The organism is Pseudoalteromonas sp. MelDa3, assembly GCF_002863625.1.
In the GTDB taxonomy this organism is placed as follows: Bacteria; Pseudomonadota; Gammaproteobacteria; order Enterobacterales; family Alteromonadaceae; genus Pseudoalteromonas; species Pseudoalteromonas arctica.
In genome coordinates, this window is sequence record NZ_PJBR01000018.1 from 14986 (window position 1) to 31721 (window position 16736).

Sequence of the window (16736 nt, forward strand, 5' to 3'; positions counted from 1 at the left end):
GGATATACTTAATAATGTACGAATACTAGTGCTTTGTAGATTTAAACTAACCTTAAACTACGCTAAAATCAGGGTTAAGAAGCCTTTTTTAACGTCCTATCTAACTAAGACTCAATTCATTTTGTTTAGTTGCATTAATAACTTAAAAAGTTATTTTAATTAGGTAGAAATTTGTTATGTTAGCTACATATATATATTCGGTTTAAACCTATATTAAACCGTGATTACAAGTAACTAGTCCGCCCCTTCGTAGGCAGAATTTTGGAGTAACACAAAGTGGATTTACAAACCGCTCTAGCAGAGATAAAACGCGGTGCAGAAGAAATATTAATTGAAGACGAACTAGTTGAAAAACTAAAGTCGGGCAAAAAGCTAAAAATAAAAGCTGGCTTTGATCCTACAGCCCCTGATTTACATTTAGGGCACACTGTACTAATTAATAAAATGAAAACCTTTCAGGATTTAGGTCATGAGGTTATTTTCTTAATTGGTGACTTTACTGGCATGATTGGTGACCCAACAGGTAAAAACGTAACGCGTAAACCACTTACTCGCGAAGACGTACTAGCCAATGCCGAAACATATAAAGAACAAGTATTCAAAATTCTAGATCCTGCTAAAACCACTGTTGCATTTAACTCTACTTGGATGGAAAAGTTAGGCGCTGCAGGTATGATAAAACTTGCTGCTAACCAAACAGTAGCGCGCATGCTTGAACGTGATGACTTTAAAAAGCGTTACGGCAGCGGTCAACCAATTGCAATTCATGAGTTTTTATATCCACTGGTACAAGGTTGGGATTCGGTTGCACTAGAGTCAGATGTTGAACTAGGTGGTACTGATCAGCGCTTTAACTTGCTAATGGGTCGTGAGCTACAAAAAGTTGAAGGGCAAAAGCCGCAAACAGTATTAATGATGCCATTACTTGAAGGTACTGACGGCGTTCAAAAAATGTCTAAGTCGCTTGGTAATTACATTGGTATTACTGATGCGCCTAACGATATGTTTGGTAAAATAATGTCAATTAGTGATGTGCTAATGTGGCGTTACTACGACTTATTAAGTGCGCTTTCTATTGAAGAAATTGCAGCTCAAAAAGAACGTGTTGAGCAAGGTACGAATCCGCGCGATATTAAAATTGAACTAGCTAAAGAGCTAATTGCTCGTTTTCATAGTGAAGCTGATGCACAAGGTGCACATGATGATTTTATTCAGCGTTTTCAGAAAAAAGCGTTACCAGATGAAATCCCAGAGCTGACAATCACTATTGCAGAAGATACTATTTTAATTGCTAACTTGCTTAAAGAAGCAAATTTAGTAGTAAGTACATCAGAAGCAATGCGTATGATTAAGCAAGGTGCAGTTAAACTTAACGGTGAAGATAAAATCACTGACACCAAACTTGAAATAGCAAAAGGCACAACGGCTATTTACCAAGTAGGTAAACGTAAGTTTGCAAACATCACTGTAGCTTAAATACCATTTGAAAACTAAAAAACCAGCCTAGGCTGGTTTTTTTGTGCTCGTATTTTGGGGTCTGTAAATAGTTACGAGGTAGTCACTAAATAGTCACTAAATCACTTTTAATATTTCAATACTTACAATTACTAACAACCAAAATACACGCGCCTGATTTAATCTATTAATTATTACAGGTACATCCTCGGGTGTAGGTAGTCTATCAGTACCTATACGCATTTTATTAAAGCGAGTACCTAAATAAACTGCAGGCCCGCCCAGCTGCACGCCAAGTGATGCAGAGCATGTGCTTAGTAGCCAACCTGTATTTGTTTGATAAAAATGTCTGCCATAATGCTTTATGTAGTGCATGCTTTGTTTGCTCGCTCTACTTGCTGCAATAGTTAAAGCGAGTAAGCGCATTGGAATATACTCAATAATAAACAAGAGAGTTTTAAGCGGCTTTAAAAAGTAGCTATTTGGGGATATGTCACTACGCCAGGCTTGTTGTATTAAAGTAAGTAATCGATAGGCGAGGGCAGCAATAGGGCCAAAGGCTAAAAATATAAATATAACTACGAAATAGTATCGAGCAGTGCGCAGTATTAAGCTTTCAATTAATGCTTTGATAATACCAGGAGATGAAAGCCTATTAACTTCACGGGCAAGCAGTGGTTTTAGTAATTCGCGTGCTGTCGATTTTTGATTTTGTTTAGTTAGCTTTGCAATGCGAAGTGCTTTTTTATCAATACTCTTACTTTCTAAGCATAAGTATAAAATAAGGCCAGCGAGTAATTCAGGATAAAAAGCAAACTCGAGTAGTAACACTACAATAATGAGAATGACACTTAAAATGAGCGTGCTTGCGAGTATAGCTGCCAAATATTGATAGCTTTTAGGTTCTTTGCTTTTGTATATGCGCTTGCCAATAGCACTAAAAACAGCATTTAACGCTGTATTAGGATGATACCAGCTAATAAGGGGAATAAAGCGCTCAGCAAGGAGCGCTAGTATGAAGGCAATAAAGTCCAAGTGGTTTTGAACAATATTGCTAAGCATTTACAGAGACACTGCAGTTAGCTTTTCTAAAAGTGCGACAACCATTTTAGATGAGTTGATTGATGCTGTTTCTAGGTATTCTTCAAATGATTGTGGTGACTCTTTACCTGCAATATCAGACATTGAGCGAATTACAACAAATGGTGTGTTAAGCGTAAAACACGTTTGTGCAATTGAAGCGCCTTCCATTTCAACGGCAAGCATTGTAGGAAAATCACTGCGTGCTTTATCGATACGCACAGGGTCACACATAAATGTGTCACCAGTACAAATTAAGCCAACAAGTGTTTTAACATCACTGATTTGTTCGATTGTTTGTTGTGCTGCTTCAACTAATTTAGGGTGAGCTGTAAAGCCTGCTGGCATTTGTGGTACTTGGCCAATTTCGTAGCCAAAAGCAGTAACATCTACATCGTGATGACGTACTTCTGACGAAATTACTACGTCGCCAACACTTAGAGAAGGATCGAATCCACCGGCAGAGCCTGTGTTAATTACGCAATCAGGTTTGAAGTTATCAATCAGTAAGGTAGTTGCAATTGTTGATGCTACTTTACCAATACCAGATTGAACAAGTGTTACTGTGTTACCAGCCAATTCACCAGTATAAAAAGTGAAACCTGCTTTAGTTAAAATTTGTGGGTTTTGCATCGCTTCACGTAAAATTTTAACTTCTGGCTCCATTGCGCCAATAATACCAACATTCATAATGTTTAATTCCTGAGTTTGAATCACTTGATTATACGTGAAGTTAGCAATAAAAAACAAAAAAGCGAGCTTGTTTATGAGCTCGCTTTAAATACTTTTTAGGAGAGTATTTAATTTGGTTTTTAAATTTCAGCTAAAGCAGTTGTTTGTGCTTTGGCTTGAGAAGGTGAAAGTACCGCTGGCTTATGTGAGCGATTACGAACAGGGCGCTGCGTTTGTGTTGCTGCAGGCTTACCAAGTTTAAACATAATTGCATCGCGTACTTCAGAAGGACGGTAGCCCGATTTAACTTTCATACGAATATGTGGAATGCCCGCAGACTCTAGTGCACCGTTTACAAACCAGTCACGTTGAGCTTTGTGGCCATCTTTATTGGCATTGTTAACTAGGTCAACGGCCGCAACAATAGTTAGTTTTTCTTTATCGATTAATACAAAGTCGAGTTGCTTATTTTTAGCTTTAGCTAAAGCAGCACGTTTAGATTTAATAGAAAGACCTTGCTTACAGTCAATAACGTCAATTAGCTTAACGCGACTAACAATTATATATTGATCGCCAACAGCACGCTCGAGAAGATTTAAAAAAGCGCCTTCAACCTGCGTAAAAACAGTTTGCTTGCGGGTAAAAGGATACGGGTTTCCGCCATCGTCATTAAATTTTGACGCAACAACAGAAGCCCCGACAACTAATACTAGAATTAATAATAAAGCGAATTCCATACGGTAACTCCATAACAACAAATTGACACTGCTCAAATAAAGCAATTTACGTGCCTAAAAAGTATGAGTTATAAAATAATTACCAACTGTTTATAAAAGCTAAAACGATGTAGATATTAAGCTTTGTATCCACCTTCAATACCTTTAACCGCAATAGCTACAGCATCGTGTGCATGGAGTGATTCATAATGGTTTATTTGTAGCCAGTAATCGCTGTAATTATCTGTTTCTAATAAAGCTTTAATTTTACGCGCTGCATCTTCACAAAACATAAGATTTTGACCATTTAAACGGGCAAATTCTTGCTCGTCTTCGCGTTTTACTGCCGCTTGTACAGGCGTTTTAAGTTCAGCTTCGAGGGTGTTTATTAGAGTCACTACGTCAAATTCTTGAATATTGCTATCAAGCTTTACTTTTACGTTGGCAATAGAGCGCTGCGAGTGAGGTGTAGCAACTATGCCTTGTGTAGTGCCTAGCCATTCGTGCACATCTTTTTGGCTTAAGGTTTCTTGGTTAAACTTTTCGTTAAACGCGTTTTGTATAAGCTGGCGCGCAAGTGCTGCAGAACAAGGGCATGTTGAAGAATAGGTAACATTTACAGTTAGCTCGTAGCTAATAATGTTATTTTCAATTGTACTGGTAAGTACAACTGGGTAGCTTTTCCAGCCTGCTTTCCCACTTAATAGTGATTTACGGCGTAGCGGTAATTCAAATTTAAATTCAATTTGTGCTTTATCGCTCAGCCCTTCGTGGCTAGTTATAAAGGTATCGAGTGCTTGCGCTATTGTTTGCGGATTGACTTGCTGCTCAGTTGAAAGCAGGTCAAGTGCTAAAAATAGACGTGACATATGAATGCCTTTGGCATCTTCTTTATGCAAATTTACAAATGCACGAGCTTTGGCATTTACTGTAACTGGAGATAAGTCTCGTGACTCAAAAATAAATGGCAGTTCGATTTCGCCCATGCCAACCCAGTCTAATTTACCTGTTTGTAAAGCGGGTGCAGTGTCTGCTATATCTGGCATATTGGTTTGCATGTGCGCTACTCGTATTTTGGAGATAATAAAGCGGGGCATTTTACACTAAATAATTTATTGCTGAAATGATGAGTTTAAGAGATGAGCAAAATCAAACATGAAAAATTCTGTTTTTATCGCACAACATGGGTAGTGGTAGGAGAAAAATGCTAAAATCTGGGAAAATGGTATGTTTATACATGCGCATTGCCTTCTTTATATTTAAGCACACAGCTAAGAGATAAAATTACGTATGACCGATTATTCTTTGAGCCCTTGGGCTCGGGTACTTTCCAGCTCAATAACGCGATTTGGTGAATTTAAAACAGCAGCTATTTGTTACACTTTATTTTTAACTGTATCTCTTATTTTATCGAGTATGTTTTATTATGTTGCGATAGGCGAATTGAACCTTGTTGATATTTTGGCTGTGGTGTTTTTTACTGCTGTAGTTTCTCCTTTAATTATAAGTGTATTACTTAATTCAATTCGTCAATTAGATGCCTCGTATGCTTATTTAGATAGTGCAACCAAACAAGAAAAGCTATTAAACCAAACCTTAAAAGACAACATTAGCCGTTTAAATATTGAAATTGATGAGCGTAAAATGGCGTTTCATGCCAAGCACCGCGCTATTGAAGAGCTGCGCCGAGAAATTGCTGAGCGTAAAAAAACACAACAAGAACTTGCCCAACAAAGTATGTTGCAACGCTCAATCGTTGATTCATCTCCCGATTTATTTTATTACCGCGATAACAACGGTGTATTTGCCGGCTGTAATAAAATGTTTGAAGAAGTAATGGGTAAATCAAGCAGCGAACTGATTGGTAAAACGGTTGAGCAAATATTTCCGAGTCATTTTTTAGCTGAAGTTTTGGCAACCGACAAAGAGGTAGAGCAGAGCCATAAAGCACTAACTATAGATGTAGGCTATGAAGTGGACGGTGAAACACGTTGGTTTGAGCTGCGTAAATTGCCTTTTATAAATGATGACGGTGACTACATTGGTTTATTGGGTTTTGGTCGTGATATCACTAGCCGTAAAGAAGCTGCACAAGCACTCGAAACTGCCTATAAAGACAAAGGTAAGTTTATTGCTACGCTGAGCCATGAACTACGTACACCATTGAATGGTATTGTCGGTTTAACGCGTATGTTATTAGATACAGAGCTTAACAAGCAACAGCGTAGTTGGGGCAATACTATTTTTTCGAGTGCTGAAACACTCGGTAATATTTTTAACGATATTATAGATTTAGATAAAATAGATAGAGATCAGCTCGATATAGCAACCAATTCTATTAATGTGTCAGACTTTATAAACGATGTAGTTAATTTTGCAGGCTTAATAGCTGAGCAAAAAGAGCTTGAGTTTGATATTAAGCGCAATGGCATACTTGATGTTTACGCGCAGCTCGATCCGACTCGATTACGCCAAGTTGTTTGGAACTTAATTAACAACGCCGTTAAGTTTACTCAGCAAGGCAAAGTAACACTCGAATGCAGCAGAGAAAATCGTGTAGAAGGCCCATGGTTAGTTATTAAGGTACTAGATACCGGTCAAGGTATTCCACCAGAGCAGCTTGCCCATATATTTGATATGTATTACAAAGCGCCGGATTTAAAAGGCACTAACGCAATAGGCTCAGGTATTGGTTTAGCTGTAACCAAGGCACTTGTAAGTGCAATGAAAGGGATAATTACGGTAAATAGTACTGAAGGCGAAGGAAGTTGTTTTACAGTGCAAATACCGCTTAGTTTATGTGTTGCACCAACAGAGCAAAGTTATGTTGGCCGTGGTTTGTATATTCTACTAGTAGAAGATGTGCCTCTTAACGCCGAAATTGCTACAAATCTATTAGAGCAACGAGGCCATGAAGTGTTATGGGCTGAAACCGGTGAAGATGCACTCTCGTTCGTCGAAACCGAAGATGACTTAGATTTAGTACTACTTGATATGCAATTGCCAGATATAAACGGTGACGTGGTTGCTAAGCAAATACGCTCAGATAGCCACTTTGATAAATTACCTATTGTTGCTTTAACTGCCAATGTACGCAGTGCTGAAAAAGAGCTTGAAGGTATATCAATACAAGGTGCGTTGGCTAAGCCAATTAACACAGTTAAGCTTGATAAAATGCTGGCTGACTTATTTGGCATTAAGCAAAGTGAATGCACAGAGCCACAGCTAAAAGTAAGTGAAGAAGCGCTAGAGGGCATTGATGCACACTTATTAGATATTGAAACAATAGAAGACTTTGTAAATTCGATGGGCTTGGTTGTATTTAGGCGCAGTAGTCAGTTATTTGAAAAGCTAAGTCCACAATATCAGCAAGAATTACTTACTTCATTAAATGCCGGCGATAGAGAAGAGTATGAATCAGTAGCGCATAAACTTAAAGGTGCGGCTGGATCGGTAGGTTTAAATGATGTGCAGCTTCATGCCAAAATAATGGAGCATGGTGCGATTGATGAATCTGATGAAGTGTTAAAGCAGTGGTTAGATGTTTTAGCAGATAAAATAAATGAAGGACAAAAAGCCCTTCATTTATTTTTACAGCAATTAGAGTAAAACTAATTAGCTCTAATTAAGCGTCAATTTTACCAATGAAACGGTAACCTTCACCATGGATGGTGCTGATTAACTCTGACGTTGAGTTATCACTTTCAAAATGCTTACGAATGCGACGAATAGTAACATCAACAGTACGGTCATTTGCACGAAGCTCACGTCCTGTCATGTGTTTAATTAATTGCTCACGGCTAAAGATACGACCTGGAGAATCAAGCATTAAACGAAGTGCTCTGTACTCACCTTTTGGTAAACGCTTAGCGTCGCCATTTGGAGAAGTAAGACAACGGCTATTTTCATCAAGTTCCCAGCCGTTAAATGTAATAACACCATTTGTTTCTAGTGCTGACTCTTCACCGCCTAAAGCAGTGCGAGTAATAAGGTTGCGAGCTCTAATAGTTAATTCACGTGGGTTGAATGGCTTAGTAACGTAGTCATCTGCGCCAATTTCAAGACCTAAAATACGGTCAACATCATTGTCACGACCTGTTAGGAATATAAGACCCACTTTACGCTTTTGGCGTAATTCACGGGCTAAAATAAGACCGTTTTTACCAGGAAGGTTGATATCCATAACTACAAGATTAACGTCATCGTTATTTGTAAGCTTGTCATGCATATCATCGCCATCAATGGCTTCAATAACTTTGTACCCTTCAGCTTCAAATAAACTAACTAGGTTCAGTCGAGTTACGTCTTCATCTTCTACGATTAGAATGACTGGCGTTTGCATTATTAATTAACCTTTTGGAATATTTTATTTATAAAAAACCGGTGACGAATTTATAACCGATTACTAGAGATTATAGGATTATACCCATTTGTTAACAAGGAAAAAACAAATTGGATAAAAATAAAACAGTAGGGTGTCCAAAGTCTACTAAAAAGGGCAGTGCAAAAACTACTGTTTAATTGATATATACGTGGATGTAGCTATTTGAATCATAAAGTCGAAGCCATTTTCCTTTAATAATTGATACATCATTCAATCAAACAAGGTACTTAAAATAATCAGACTAATTCAAAGCAAAACTATATCACTTTCTAACCTTTCATCAATGTATGTGATACAGCAAAGATAAAAAAGTTCATAAATCGCTTAGTAATATTTATTTAATGTAATTAAATAGTATTACACGCTTATCACATGCCTCATTAATGAGGTCATTAAATGCGAATTCAAGGATAAATTTTAAATATATGTACTTTTTAGTGATCTTTATTTAAGGAATAGTAATTATAAAGCGAGCACCGTGTTTTTCTTCAAGATCAAACATAACTCTTCCGCCGAGAGCCTGTGTTACTAAGTTGTATACTAAGTGCATCCCTAGGCCGCTTGCGCCTTGTCCTCGCTTTGAAGTTACAAAAGGGTCAAAAATTCTATTTTTAATATTTTTATCAACGCCTTGACCATTGTCAGAATAAACGATTGTTAATTTTTTCCCTACCAGTTCTACATCAAAGCGAATTTCATTATTTTCTTTACCTATAAATCCATGGATTACAGAGTTCATAAGTAACTGCTGAAACACCTGCTGTAGAGGTTCGGACTTACTATGAATGGCCAAATCGATCGGGCAGTTAATGATAACGACAGGCTTTTTAGGCAGTAACTCAGATTGTATTGATATTAAAACATCGCTAATTAATTTATGCACATTAATGTAGGTATTAACACCGTCGTCTTGAATAACGGCGACTTTTTTAAAATTAGAAATAAGGTCAGCGGCACGATTTAAGTTACGATAAATTAAGTCTAAGTTTTCAATACCTTCATCTATAAATCGTTTTAAGTGGTTAGAGGTTAGTTTTTTATCATTAAAGCTTTGTTGTATATCTGCTAGCTTATCTCGTAGTAATGTAGAACCTGTAATACCAAGCCCTATTGGTGTATTCACTTCATGGGCAACACCTGCCACCATTTGCCCTAAAGACGCCATTTTTTCGTTTTCAACAATTTGTGTTTGATACTGGTGCATTCGCTCAAGGGTTGATAATAGCTCTTGATTTGCCTCTCTGAGAGCAATAGTTCGTTGACTTACTTTTTCTTCAAGACTTTGGTTGAGCTGTTTTATTTCTTGTTTATCTTTTTCGTGGCGCTCAAGCTGCTTTTTGGTACGTGCAAGCATGATATTTAAACTATTTGAAAGAGCGGTTATTTCTTTTACATCGGTTCCTGGCGCGCGTGCATCATAGTTATGATTTTTAGATACATCCTGCAATAGCATGCTTAGCTGTTCTATTGGCTTAGCTATACGTCTTTGAACTTTTATAGCAATAAAGTAAACAACTACCAAAATTAATAGCGTTAATAGCACATCTATTAATATTTTCCTTTCAATATAAGTTTCTAAACTTTCCAGACTTCCTCGCATGTATACATAACCGACCAACTGTTCGTTATCGTAAATAGGGCGGGTTAGTTCAATATTATCGCTCGTAATTCGTGGTGTTTTTAGTTCATCAACACTGTCTATTCTTAGCGGTACTGGAGGCGTTTTTTTTGCATTGAAACTAATAAAAAAAACAGGTTTTTTTGATGCTTTTTCTATTGAATAAATATGTATGTTTTTGACAAGAGGGATGTTTTCAAATGACTTGAGGCGTTTTTCTTCTGTTTTTCTATCATCTTCAGCTACTGATTTACCAGCATCAAAAGCTACAATTTCAGAAAGTATGACGAGTTTATTAATGATTAATTGCTTTTGCTCTTTTACGCTTAAATACGTAGAGATCGAAATAGATAGCGACAAGCAAATAGCTGTAATAAGCATAATTAAGTTAATGAGCGCTTTACGAATGCTACTTTGATGAACTTTTTTAGGCATTATTTCATTATCGCCTGAGTTAATTTTAATTATTTAGAATTTTAGTTTAGCAAAGACAGGAGAAAATGAAGGAAAAAAGCTAAATTAATTCTTATATTTATACGAAGGTTAGCTTGAGTACAGTTGGACTCAAGCGTTTTAAAAAATAATATTAGCTGCTATATACGGCAAACTTGTTATTTTTAAATACCGTTTGGTAGCTTTCAAATTGCGTTTCTAAAATAGGCGGGTATTTTAAAAAGCTATTAGCAACAATATTCAGCTTTCCTATTTTAGTTAAATGCTGTTTTGCATTTGCTAAAAATGTCTCTGCTACTGTGTAGTCGGTTGCAATACCTGTATGAAAAGGTGGATTGCTAATAATTAAATCAAACTTACCGGTAATGCTTTTAAGGCCGTCACTTAATATCGCTTCGCCTTTGATGCTGTTAAGCTTTAGAGTTTGCTGTGTTGCGTAAGTTGCCAGTGCACTTACATCACTACACACAAACTCAAGTGCTGGATTATGCAGCCCTAAAAAGGTTGCTATTAAACCTGCGCCACAGCCAAAGTCGAGAACCCTACCTTGCTTAATTGTCGGTGCGTTTTCGAGTAGAACTTTCGTTCCCATATCTAAACTACCGTGATTAAACACCCCTGGGACACTAATAGCTGTAAACTCGGTGTCGGCAACATTAACAACAAACTTTTTATGGTAGGTCGTAATATCAAAGTCAGGATGCTGGGTAATCTCAGCAAATGAGTAAAGAACGCAGTGCTTAGCTGAATCAATTTTGTTACTAAACTCAGCTTTACCAGCTAATTGCTTTTCAATTGATTTAACACCACTTTTGTTTTCACCTACCACCAATAGTTCGGCATCGTCAGTAATAGCAGATCTAATATTATCAAGCGCCATTAATAACTCAGGTTTTGATTTAGGATAGTAAAGAATAACTAAATCGTAGCCGTTACCAGGTATTGTGTGATTTACACAAACCTCAACGTCTTTGGTGTTTTTAGCAAACTCACCGTTAGCATGGTTGTAGCTAAATGCAGTTACCTTGCTTTGCGGGTTAAGTTTTTTAAGCTCTGTTAAAAAGCCATCTTGAACAAAGTTGACCACCAAGATAGATTTGCCCGTTAGTGCCTCGCTATTACGAAGTAACAGTAAACTTGGGTTGGTTAGTACGCTCATAAATGGCTTTGCCTTACAGTATGTTTAGTTTTATCAAAAATAAAAGTGAATGCTTAAAGTTACAAATTACTCAGTACGTTCAAACATTAAATCCCACACGCCATGACCTAGGCGATGTCCGCGCTGCTCAAACTTAGTAAGCGGACGCAAATCTGGACGTGGAACATAATCGTTAGTTTCTGATTGGTTTTTAAAACCAGGAGCTACATTCATTACTTCAAGCATATGCTCTGCATAGTTTTCCCAATCTGTTGCCATATGAAAAACGCCCCCCATTTTAAGTTGGGCTCTTAGTTTTTCAACAAACTCAGTTTGTACAATACGGCGTTTGTGATGGCGCTTTTTATGCCAAGGATCAGGGAAAAACAATTGTAGAGTTGTTAAGCTTTCATTAGGTATACAATCTGCAAGTACTTCAACTGCATCGTGTTCAAAAACACGTAAGTTAGTAATGCCTGCTTCATCGGCATCCATTAAACAAGCACCAACGCCTGGGCGGTGTACTTCAATACCAATAAAGTTTAGGTGAGGGGCATTTGTTGCCATTTCGACAAGCGATTTACCCATACCAAAACCAATTTCTACTACTACATCGTTGTTATTGCCAAAAACTTCGCTTAAATCAAGCATACCGTTTTTATGCTCTAGGCCCATTGTTGGCCAGCATTTTTCGATTGCAGCGGCTTGGCCTTTAGTTAATCGACCTTCGCGTTTTACAAAACTGCGAATGGTGCGGATGTATTTACCTTCTTGCTTAGCTTGCTCAAGGTTAGTGTTGCTTGATTCACTCATATTATTGGCCTGACAAAAACAATGTGTTTAAAAATGGTTGCATATTATCCCTGACCGAGCCCGCAATCACAAGTATTAGCTGGTTTTACACGCCCTATAGCTTGATCTTTTTATTAACTACAATAGACTGAGCCGCCATTGAGCATCAGTAAAAGTACAATATGTTGGATTTAAATAAAGAACAGTCTAATTCGTTTTCTAATCAAGTCGTTGATTGGTATCACCTTCATGGGCGTAAAACACTTCCATGGCAGTTGGGTAAAACACCTTATAAAGTGTGGGTGTCTGAGGTGATGCTCCAGCAAACTCAAGTTATTACTGTTATCCCATATTTTGAAAAATTTATGCAAAGCTTTCCAGATATTATTGCTTTAGCTGATGCTGATGAAGATTTAGTACTGCATCACTGGACCGGCTTAGGGTATTACGCTCGTGCGCGTAACTTACATAAAACAGCTAAAATAGTACGTGACAAGTACCAAGGCGAATTTCCGCAAACGCTTGATGAAGTAATGGATTTACCGGGAATAGGGCGCTCTACTGCCGGGGCTGTTTTATCATTGTCGCTTGGACAGCATCATCCAATTTTAGATGGGAATGTTAAGCGAGTCTTAGCGCGCTACTTTATGATAGAAGGTTGGTACGGTGTTAAAAAAGTCGAAAACCAACTTTGGCATTTATCAGAGCAATTAACACCTAAAAATAATGTCACCGAATTTAATCAAGCTATGATGGATTTAGGAGCGAGTGTTTGCTCACGCAGTCGCTTTGATTGCGAGGCTTGCCCATTAAATTCAGGTTGTGGTGCCTTTAATGCAGGTAAAGTAAAAGAGTTTCCACATTCTAAACCTAAAAAAGCAGTGCCAAAGAAGAGTTGTCATCAGTTAATTGTTCAGTGCGGCGATAAAGTGCTTATGGAAAAACGCCCTAACAGCGGTATTTGGGGAGGACTATTTGGCTTTTTTGAATTTAATGAGTACGAGGAGCTTCAAACGTTTTTAGCTCAGCAAGGATTAGAAGCCGACTTAGTAGAGCTTGAAGCATTTATTCATGTGTTTTCACATTTTGAGCTGAAGATTAATCCGCATGTACTCAATGTTAAGAAAATTCCTGATGTAGTAAATGACAAACAATTAGTGTGGTATCCGCTTGATCAATCAATAGAGGTTGGCCTAGCAGCGCCAACTAAAAAGTTGGTTAAACAAATTACAGCAATAGTATAGAATAGTCCCATATTTAGCGTTAGAGAGAATCAATCATGGCACGTACAGTATTTTGTCAAAAGTTACAAAAAGAAGCCGAAGGGCTTGGCTTTCAGTTATACCCTGGTGAAATTGGTGAAAAGATTTTTAATAACATCTCTAAAGAAGCGTGGGGTCAGTGGCAGCATAAGCAAACAATGCTTATTAACGAAAAGCATTTAAATATGATGGACCCAGAGCACCGCACATTTTTAGAAGAGCAAATGGTTGGCTTTTTGTTTGAAAATAAAGATGTGGAAATTGAAGGTTATCGACCGCCTGAAAAATAATATTTTAAACATAAAAAAAGGGCTAAATAGCCCTTTTTTTGTGTGCGGTTATTTAATCACTTAACTCATCTTCTTGCTCAGAAATTTTAATTTGTTCTTTTAAAAATTGAGCTGCCTTAGAGTATTCAATTTCTAACTTATCTCTTAAGTCTATTAATTCATCGGTAGTGAGTTCACCTTTTTTACATTTATCTTCAAATGCACTTGAAAGTTCTGCCACCGTTTGGGCACCAATTGTTTTGGATATCGATTTTAATTGATGACACCCTTCAATAATCTCATCTAAATCGTTAACCATAACGCCTGAATTAATCCCCTTAATTAGCCCTTGGCTTTGTTCTAAATACATTTTGAAAAAGCGTAACTGTTTAGCTTCGTCACCATTTACATATTTAGCAACTGCTTCCATATCAATAGGTAGCGCCATGGTTTGATGGATAACTACATTTGGGTTTTGGCTTTGCTTATCGCTCCAGCGTTTTAAAGTGTCCTCTAACGCGTTTAGCTCTATAGGTTTGGTAATGAAGTCGTTTATACCTACGGCTAAACAACGCTCTTTTTCGCCTTTAAGTGCGTTTGCTGTTACAGCAATAATGTAAGGCTGCGCATCAATTGATTCTAATAACTCTGCTTCGTTACGGATTTTTTCGACCATATCGTAACCCGACATTTTAGGCATGTGTAAGTCGGTTAAAATAAGTGAGTAATCACCTTTTCTCCACATATCTAAGCCTTCTTCACCGTTGTTTGCTATCTCAACGCCAAAACCTAGTATGTGTAATTGATCGGTTAGCACTTGTTGGTTTAAAAGGTTATCTTCAACAAGTAAAACCAATTTGTTTGATTGACGAGCCTGCTCAACATTTAAATAATTATTAAGTGTTTTGGTTTTTTTAATTTGTTTAGGTGTATGCAAACCTGCAGCTACTAAAATAGACAGCATAAAGTTAGACTTACATAGAGGAGAGGCATTAATATAAAAAATATTATTATGATTTATAGCCGCTTCATCAAGCTTGCTTAGTACAACAACTTGTTGGTTATAATCCTCTAATGAATAAAATAAGCGTCTTAGCAGCGCGTTTGTTTTATCCATATTGTCTATGCCATCAGCCACCCAAATAATATCTTGCGAATGTTGATGCTCTTCAATTTCTTCTTCTGTGTGTGCATAAACTATTTTAGCGCCCATAAACGATAAATAACGGTACATTGTTTTTTCACGTTCTAGGTGATTACTAACTACAACAATTTGCTTACCATTTAATGCACCTTTGTGTGCGTACTTAATTCTACCCGATGTGCTAAACGGCAGTTCAACAGTAAACTCACTGCCAATTCCTGTATGGCTAGTTACATGAATAGTCCCTAGCATAAGCTCAGTTAAGCTTTTACAAATAGAAAGACCTAAACCTGTCCCTCCATATTCTCGGGTAATTGAATTTTCGGCTTGAATAAACGGATTAAATATTTCGCGTAGTTGTGCCTGCGACATGCCTTTACCGTTATCAGTTACGCAAAAGCGTAAGGTAAAGTGATCAGTTGTGTTATGCACCACCTCTACTGATATTTTTACATGACCTTGGGTTCTTTCATCAGTGCTCGTAAATTTAATTGCGTTGCTACACAGGTTATAAAGAACCTGACGTACACGTACGCTATCACCGGTAAGATTTATAGGAATATCTGGTGCTATTGCTAGCTCTAAATCAAGCTCACGTTTTTTAGCAACAGATGAGAGCACACGAGCAACTTCTTCTATGGTATCGGTTACTGAAAAGGGGATAGGGTCAATATTTAGCTTTCCAGCCTCAATTTTAGAGAAATCTAAAATATCATCCAAAATACTCAATAACGAGAACGCTGATTCACGAATAATTGTACTTAAGCGATGCTGAGCGCCATCAAGTTCGGTTTGGCGAAGTAAATCAATAGTACCTATAACACCATTCATTGGCGTTCTAATCTCATGACTCATGGTTGCTAAAAACGTTGTTTTAGTCTCGCTTGCTCGCTCTGCTTTTAGTGTTGCTTGCTCAAGCGCTAAAGTACGATTTTGTACTTCGGCCTCTAGACCATTTTGTAATTTATAAAGCTCTTTTTGGGCTGCGTCATTCTCGCTCATTGCAGTTTGTACTTTTTGTAGCAATAAGTTGATGTTTTTTGCTACTACACCTAAACCAATATCAAGTTGTTCATCAACATTACTATTGTAATTAGCATCTTCAGTGATTGTCTGTAACTCTTGAGTAAGAGTGTCAGTACTTTTACGCAAGCGCGTATTGATGTACATATTAAACATTAAAGTAAGTATGAATAATGTAGCAACACTTGCTATCGCAATAATATAAGCAATGACTTGAGAATCTTGAGCGCTCAAAGGAGTGGGTGGTAGGTTTTGCTTAATAATAAGCTCACCAATGGGTTGATCGTTTAACAATAGTAAGTGGTGAAGAATGCCTTGCTCTACTAAATGCTTTTCTGCTTCAATAGAGGCTATAGCAGGCTTACTGCTGCTATACACCAACTGAGTGGCAGATGCTGGATTGAAACGATATAAAGTATATTCAAAGTTATCATCTAATAAAGCCGTTAAATCAAGTAACTGTTTTACTTTACCTTGACCATACATAGTTAATGCATCGACCATTGGTAAGTCTAATCTATCGGCAAGCGTTACGATATTAACAGATGATGCTGGTTGGGCTGTCTTAACTTCAGCTTGTGTATAAAATGAGTGGGCAACAATAGCGAGCGCTGTTACAGCAATATTAATGATTAAAAAAAGTGGCAGTAAGCCTTTTACTGGCGATGAGAATTTACTCTGCATTGATTGTTTCCAATTGATGTGTTTTTACTACGATAAGTCCCTATCG

The 16736-nt window shown here is 37.4% G+C and carries 13 protein-coding genes; 4 read left to right on the forward strand and 9 right to left on the reverse strand.

Features of this window, described 5'->3' with window-relative positions; all coding sequences use genetic code 11:
• Positions 1–276 precede the first annotated feature (276 nt).
• Entirely contained in the window at positions 277–1476 is a 1200-nt protein-coding gene (tyrS, locus tag CXF89_RS05940) for a tyrosine--tRNA ligase (RefSeq protein WP_007585427.1), read from the forward strand.
• A gap of 96 nt (positions 1477–1572) precedes the next feature.
• Here tyrS and CXF89_RS05945 read toward each other — a convergent pair whose 3' ends face one another.
• The 4 genes from CXF89_RS05945 to folE2 form a co-directional block, all read right to left on the reverse strand.
• A complete protein-coding gene (locus CXF89_RS05945; RefSeq protein ID WP_024594516.1) occupies positions 1573–2517 on the reverse strand; it encodes a cobalamin biosynthesis protein CobD/CbiB in 945 nt (314 codons plus the stop codon).
• A complete protein-coding gene (mtnN, locus tag CXF89_RS05950) occupies positions 2518–3225 on the reverse strand; it encodes a 5'-methylthioadenosine/S-adenosylhomocysteine nucleosidase (RefSeq protein WP_024589694.1) in 708 nt (235 codons plus the stop codon).
• Between the two features lie 122 nt (positions 3226–3347).
• Positions 3348–3944: a DUF2726 domain-containing protein gene (locus CXF89_RS05955; protein WP_121954073.1), complete on the reverse strand. Its 597-nt coding sequence runs from the start codon at positions 3942–3944 to the stop codon at positions 3348–3350.
• 116 nt (positions 3945–4060) lie between these two features.
• On the reverse strand, positions 4061–4981 hold the full coding sequence (gene folE2, locus CXF89_RS05960; protein ID WP_121954074.1) for a GTP cyclohydrolase FolE2: 921 nt from the start codon (positions 4979–4981) through the stop codon (positions 4061–4063).
• Between the two features lie 232 nt (positions 4982–5213).
• On the opposite strand from folE2, the gene arcB reads away from it, so the two are divergent.
• Positions 5214–7532 carry an aerobic respiration two-component sensor histidine kinase ArcB gene (gene arcB / locus CXF89_RS05965; protein WP_121954075.1) on the forward strand — a complete coding sequence of 773 codons (2319 nt, stop codon included), beginning with the start codon at positions 5214–5216 and terminating at the stop codon, positions 7530–7532.
• A gap of 16 nt (positions 7533–7548) precedes the next feature.
• Here arcB and arcA read toward each other — a convergent pair whose 3' ends face one another.
• The 4 genes from arcA to trmB all read right to left on the reverse strand — a co-directional run bounded on the left by arcA (position 7549) and on the right by trmB (position 12329).
• Positions 7549–8265 (reverse strand): two-component system response regulator ArcA, encoded by a 717-nt coding sequence (gene arcA, locus CXF89_RS05970; protein WP_002962549.1) that lies wholly within the window; start codon positions 8263–8265, stop codon positions 7549–7551.
• 490 nt (positions 8266–8755) lie between these two features.
• Positions 8756–10360, reverse strand: a complete 1605-nt coding sequence (locus CXF89_RS05975; protein ID WP_024600754.1) for a sensor histidine kinase — start codon at positions 10358–10360, stop codon at positions 8756–8758.
• 151 nt (positions 10361–10511) lie between these two features.
• Positions 10512–11537 carry a methyltransferase gene (locus CXF89_RS05980; protein WP_121954076.1) on the reverse strand — a complete coding sequence of 342 codons (1026 nt, stop codon included), beginning with the start codon at positions 11535–11537 and terminating at the stop codon, positions 10512–10514.
• A 66-nt stretch (positions 11538–11603) separates the two neighbouring features.
• Complete coding sequence (trmB, locus tag CXF89_RS05985) at positions 11604–12329, reverse strand: tRNA (guanosine(46)-N7)-methyltransferase TrmB (RefSeq protein ID WP_024600752.1); 726 nt, start codon at positions 12327–12329, stop codon at positions 11604–11606.
• A 161-nt stretch (positions 12330–12490) separates the two neighbouring features.
• Between trmB and mutY the strand changes: the two genes are divergently transcribed.
• Both mutY and CXF89_RS05995 read left to right on the forward strand, forming a co-directional pair.
• On the forward strand, positions 12491–13552 hold the full coding sequence (gene mutY / locus CXF89_RS05990; RefSeq protein WP_121954077.1) for an A/G-specific adenine glycosylase: 1062 nt from the start codon (positions 12491–12493) through the stop codon (positions 13550–13552).
• A gap of 35 nt (positions 13553–13587) precedes the next feature.
• Positions 13588–13860: an oxidative damage protection protein gene (locus CXF89_RS05995; RefSeq protein ID WP_024600750.1), complete on the forward strand. Its 273-nt coding sequence runs from the start codon at positions 13588–13590 to the stop codon at positions 13858–13860.
• A 52-nt stretch (positions 13861–13912) separates the two neighbouring features.
• Here CXF89_RS05995 and CXF89_RS06000 read toward each other — a convergent pair whose 3' ends face one another.
• Positions 13913–16690, reverse strand: a complete 2778-nt coding sequence (locus CXF89_RS06000; RefSeq protein ID WP_121954078.1) for an ATP-binding protein — start codon at positions 16688–16690, stop codon at positions 13913–13915.
• Positions 16691–16736: the final 46 nt, after the last annotated feature.

Excerpts from the sequence above, each read along its gene's own strand:
- CXF89_RS05945 (WP_024594516.1), bottom strand. The coding sequence starts at position 2,517 with ATGCTTAGCAATATTGTTCAAAACCACTTGGACTTTATTGCCTTCATA.
- mtnN (WP_024589694.1), bottom strand. The coding sequence starts at position 3,225 with ATGAATGTTGGTATTATTGGCGCAATGGAGCCAGAAGTTAAAATTTTA.
- CXF89_RS05955 (WP_121954073.1), bottom strand. The coding sequence starts at position 3,944 with ATGGAATTCGCTTTATTATTAATTCTAGTATTAGTTGTCGGGGCTTCT.
- folE2 (WP_121954074.1), bottom strand. The coding sequence starts at position 4,981 with ATGCAAACCAATATGCCAGATATAGCAGACACTGCACCCGCTTTACAA.
- arcB (WP_121954075.1), top strand. The coding sequence starts at position 5,214 with ATGACCGATTATTCTTTGAGCCCTTGGGCTCGGGTACTTTCCAGCTCA.
- arcA (WP_002962549.1), bottom strand. The coding sequence starts at position 8,265 with ATGCAAACGCCAGTCATTCTAATCGTAGAAGATGAAGACGTAACTCGA.
- CXF89_RS05975 (WP_024600754.1), bottom strand. The coding sequence starts at position 10,360 with ATGCCTAAAAAAGTTCATCAAAGTAGCATTCGTAAAGCGCTCATTAAC.
- CXF89_RS05980 (WP_121954076.1), bottom strand. The coding sequence starts at position 11,537 with ATGAGCGTACTAACCAACCCAAGTTTACTGTTACTTCGTAATAGCGAG.
- trmB (WP_024600752.1), bottom strand. The coding sequence starts at position 12,329 with ATGAGTGAATCAAGCAACACTAACCTTGAGCAAGCTAAGCAAGAAGGT.
- mutY (WP_121954077.1), top strand. The coding sequence starts at position 12,491 with ATGTTGGATTTAAATAAAGAACAGTCTAATTCGTTTTCTAATCAAGTC.
- CXF89_RS05995 (WP_024600750.1), top strand. The coding sequence starts at position 13,588 with ATGGCACGTACAGTATTTTGTCAAAAGTTACAAAAAGAAGCCGAAGGG.
- CXF89_RS06000 (WP_121954078.1), bottom strand. The coding sequence starts at position 16,690 with ATGCAGAGTAAATTCTCATCGCCAGTAAAAGGCTTACTGCCACTTTTT.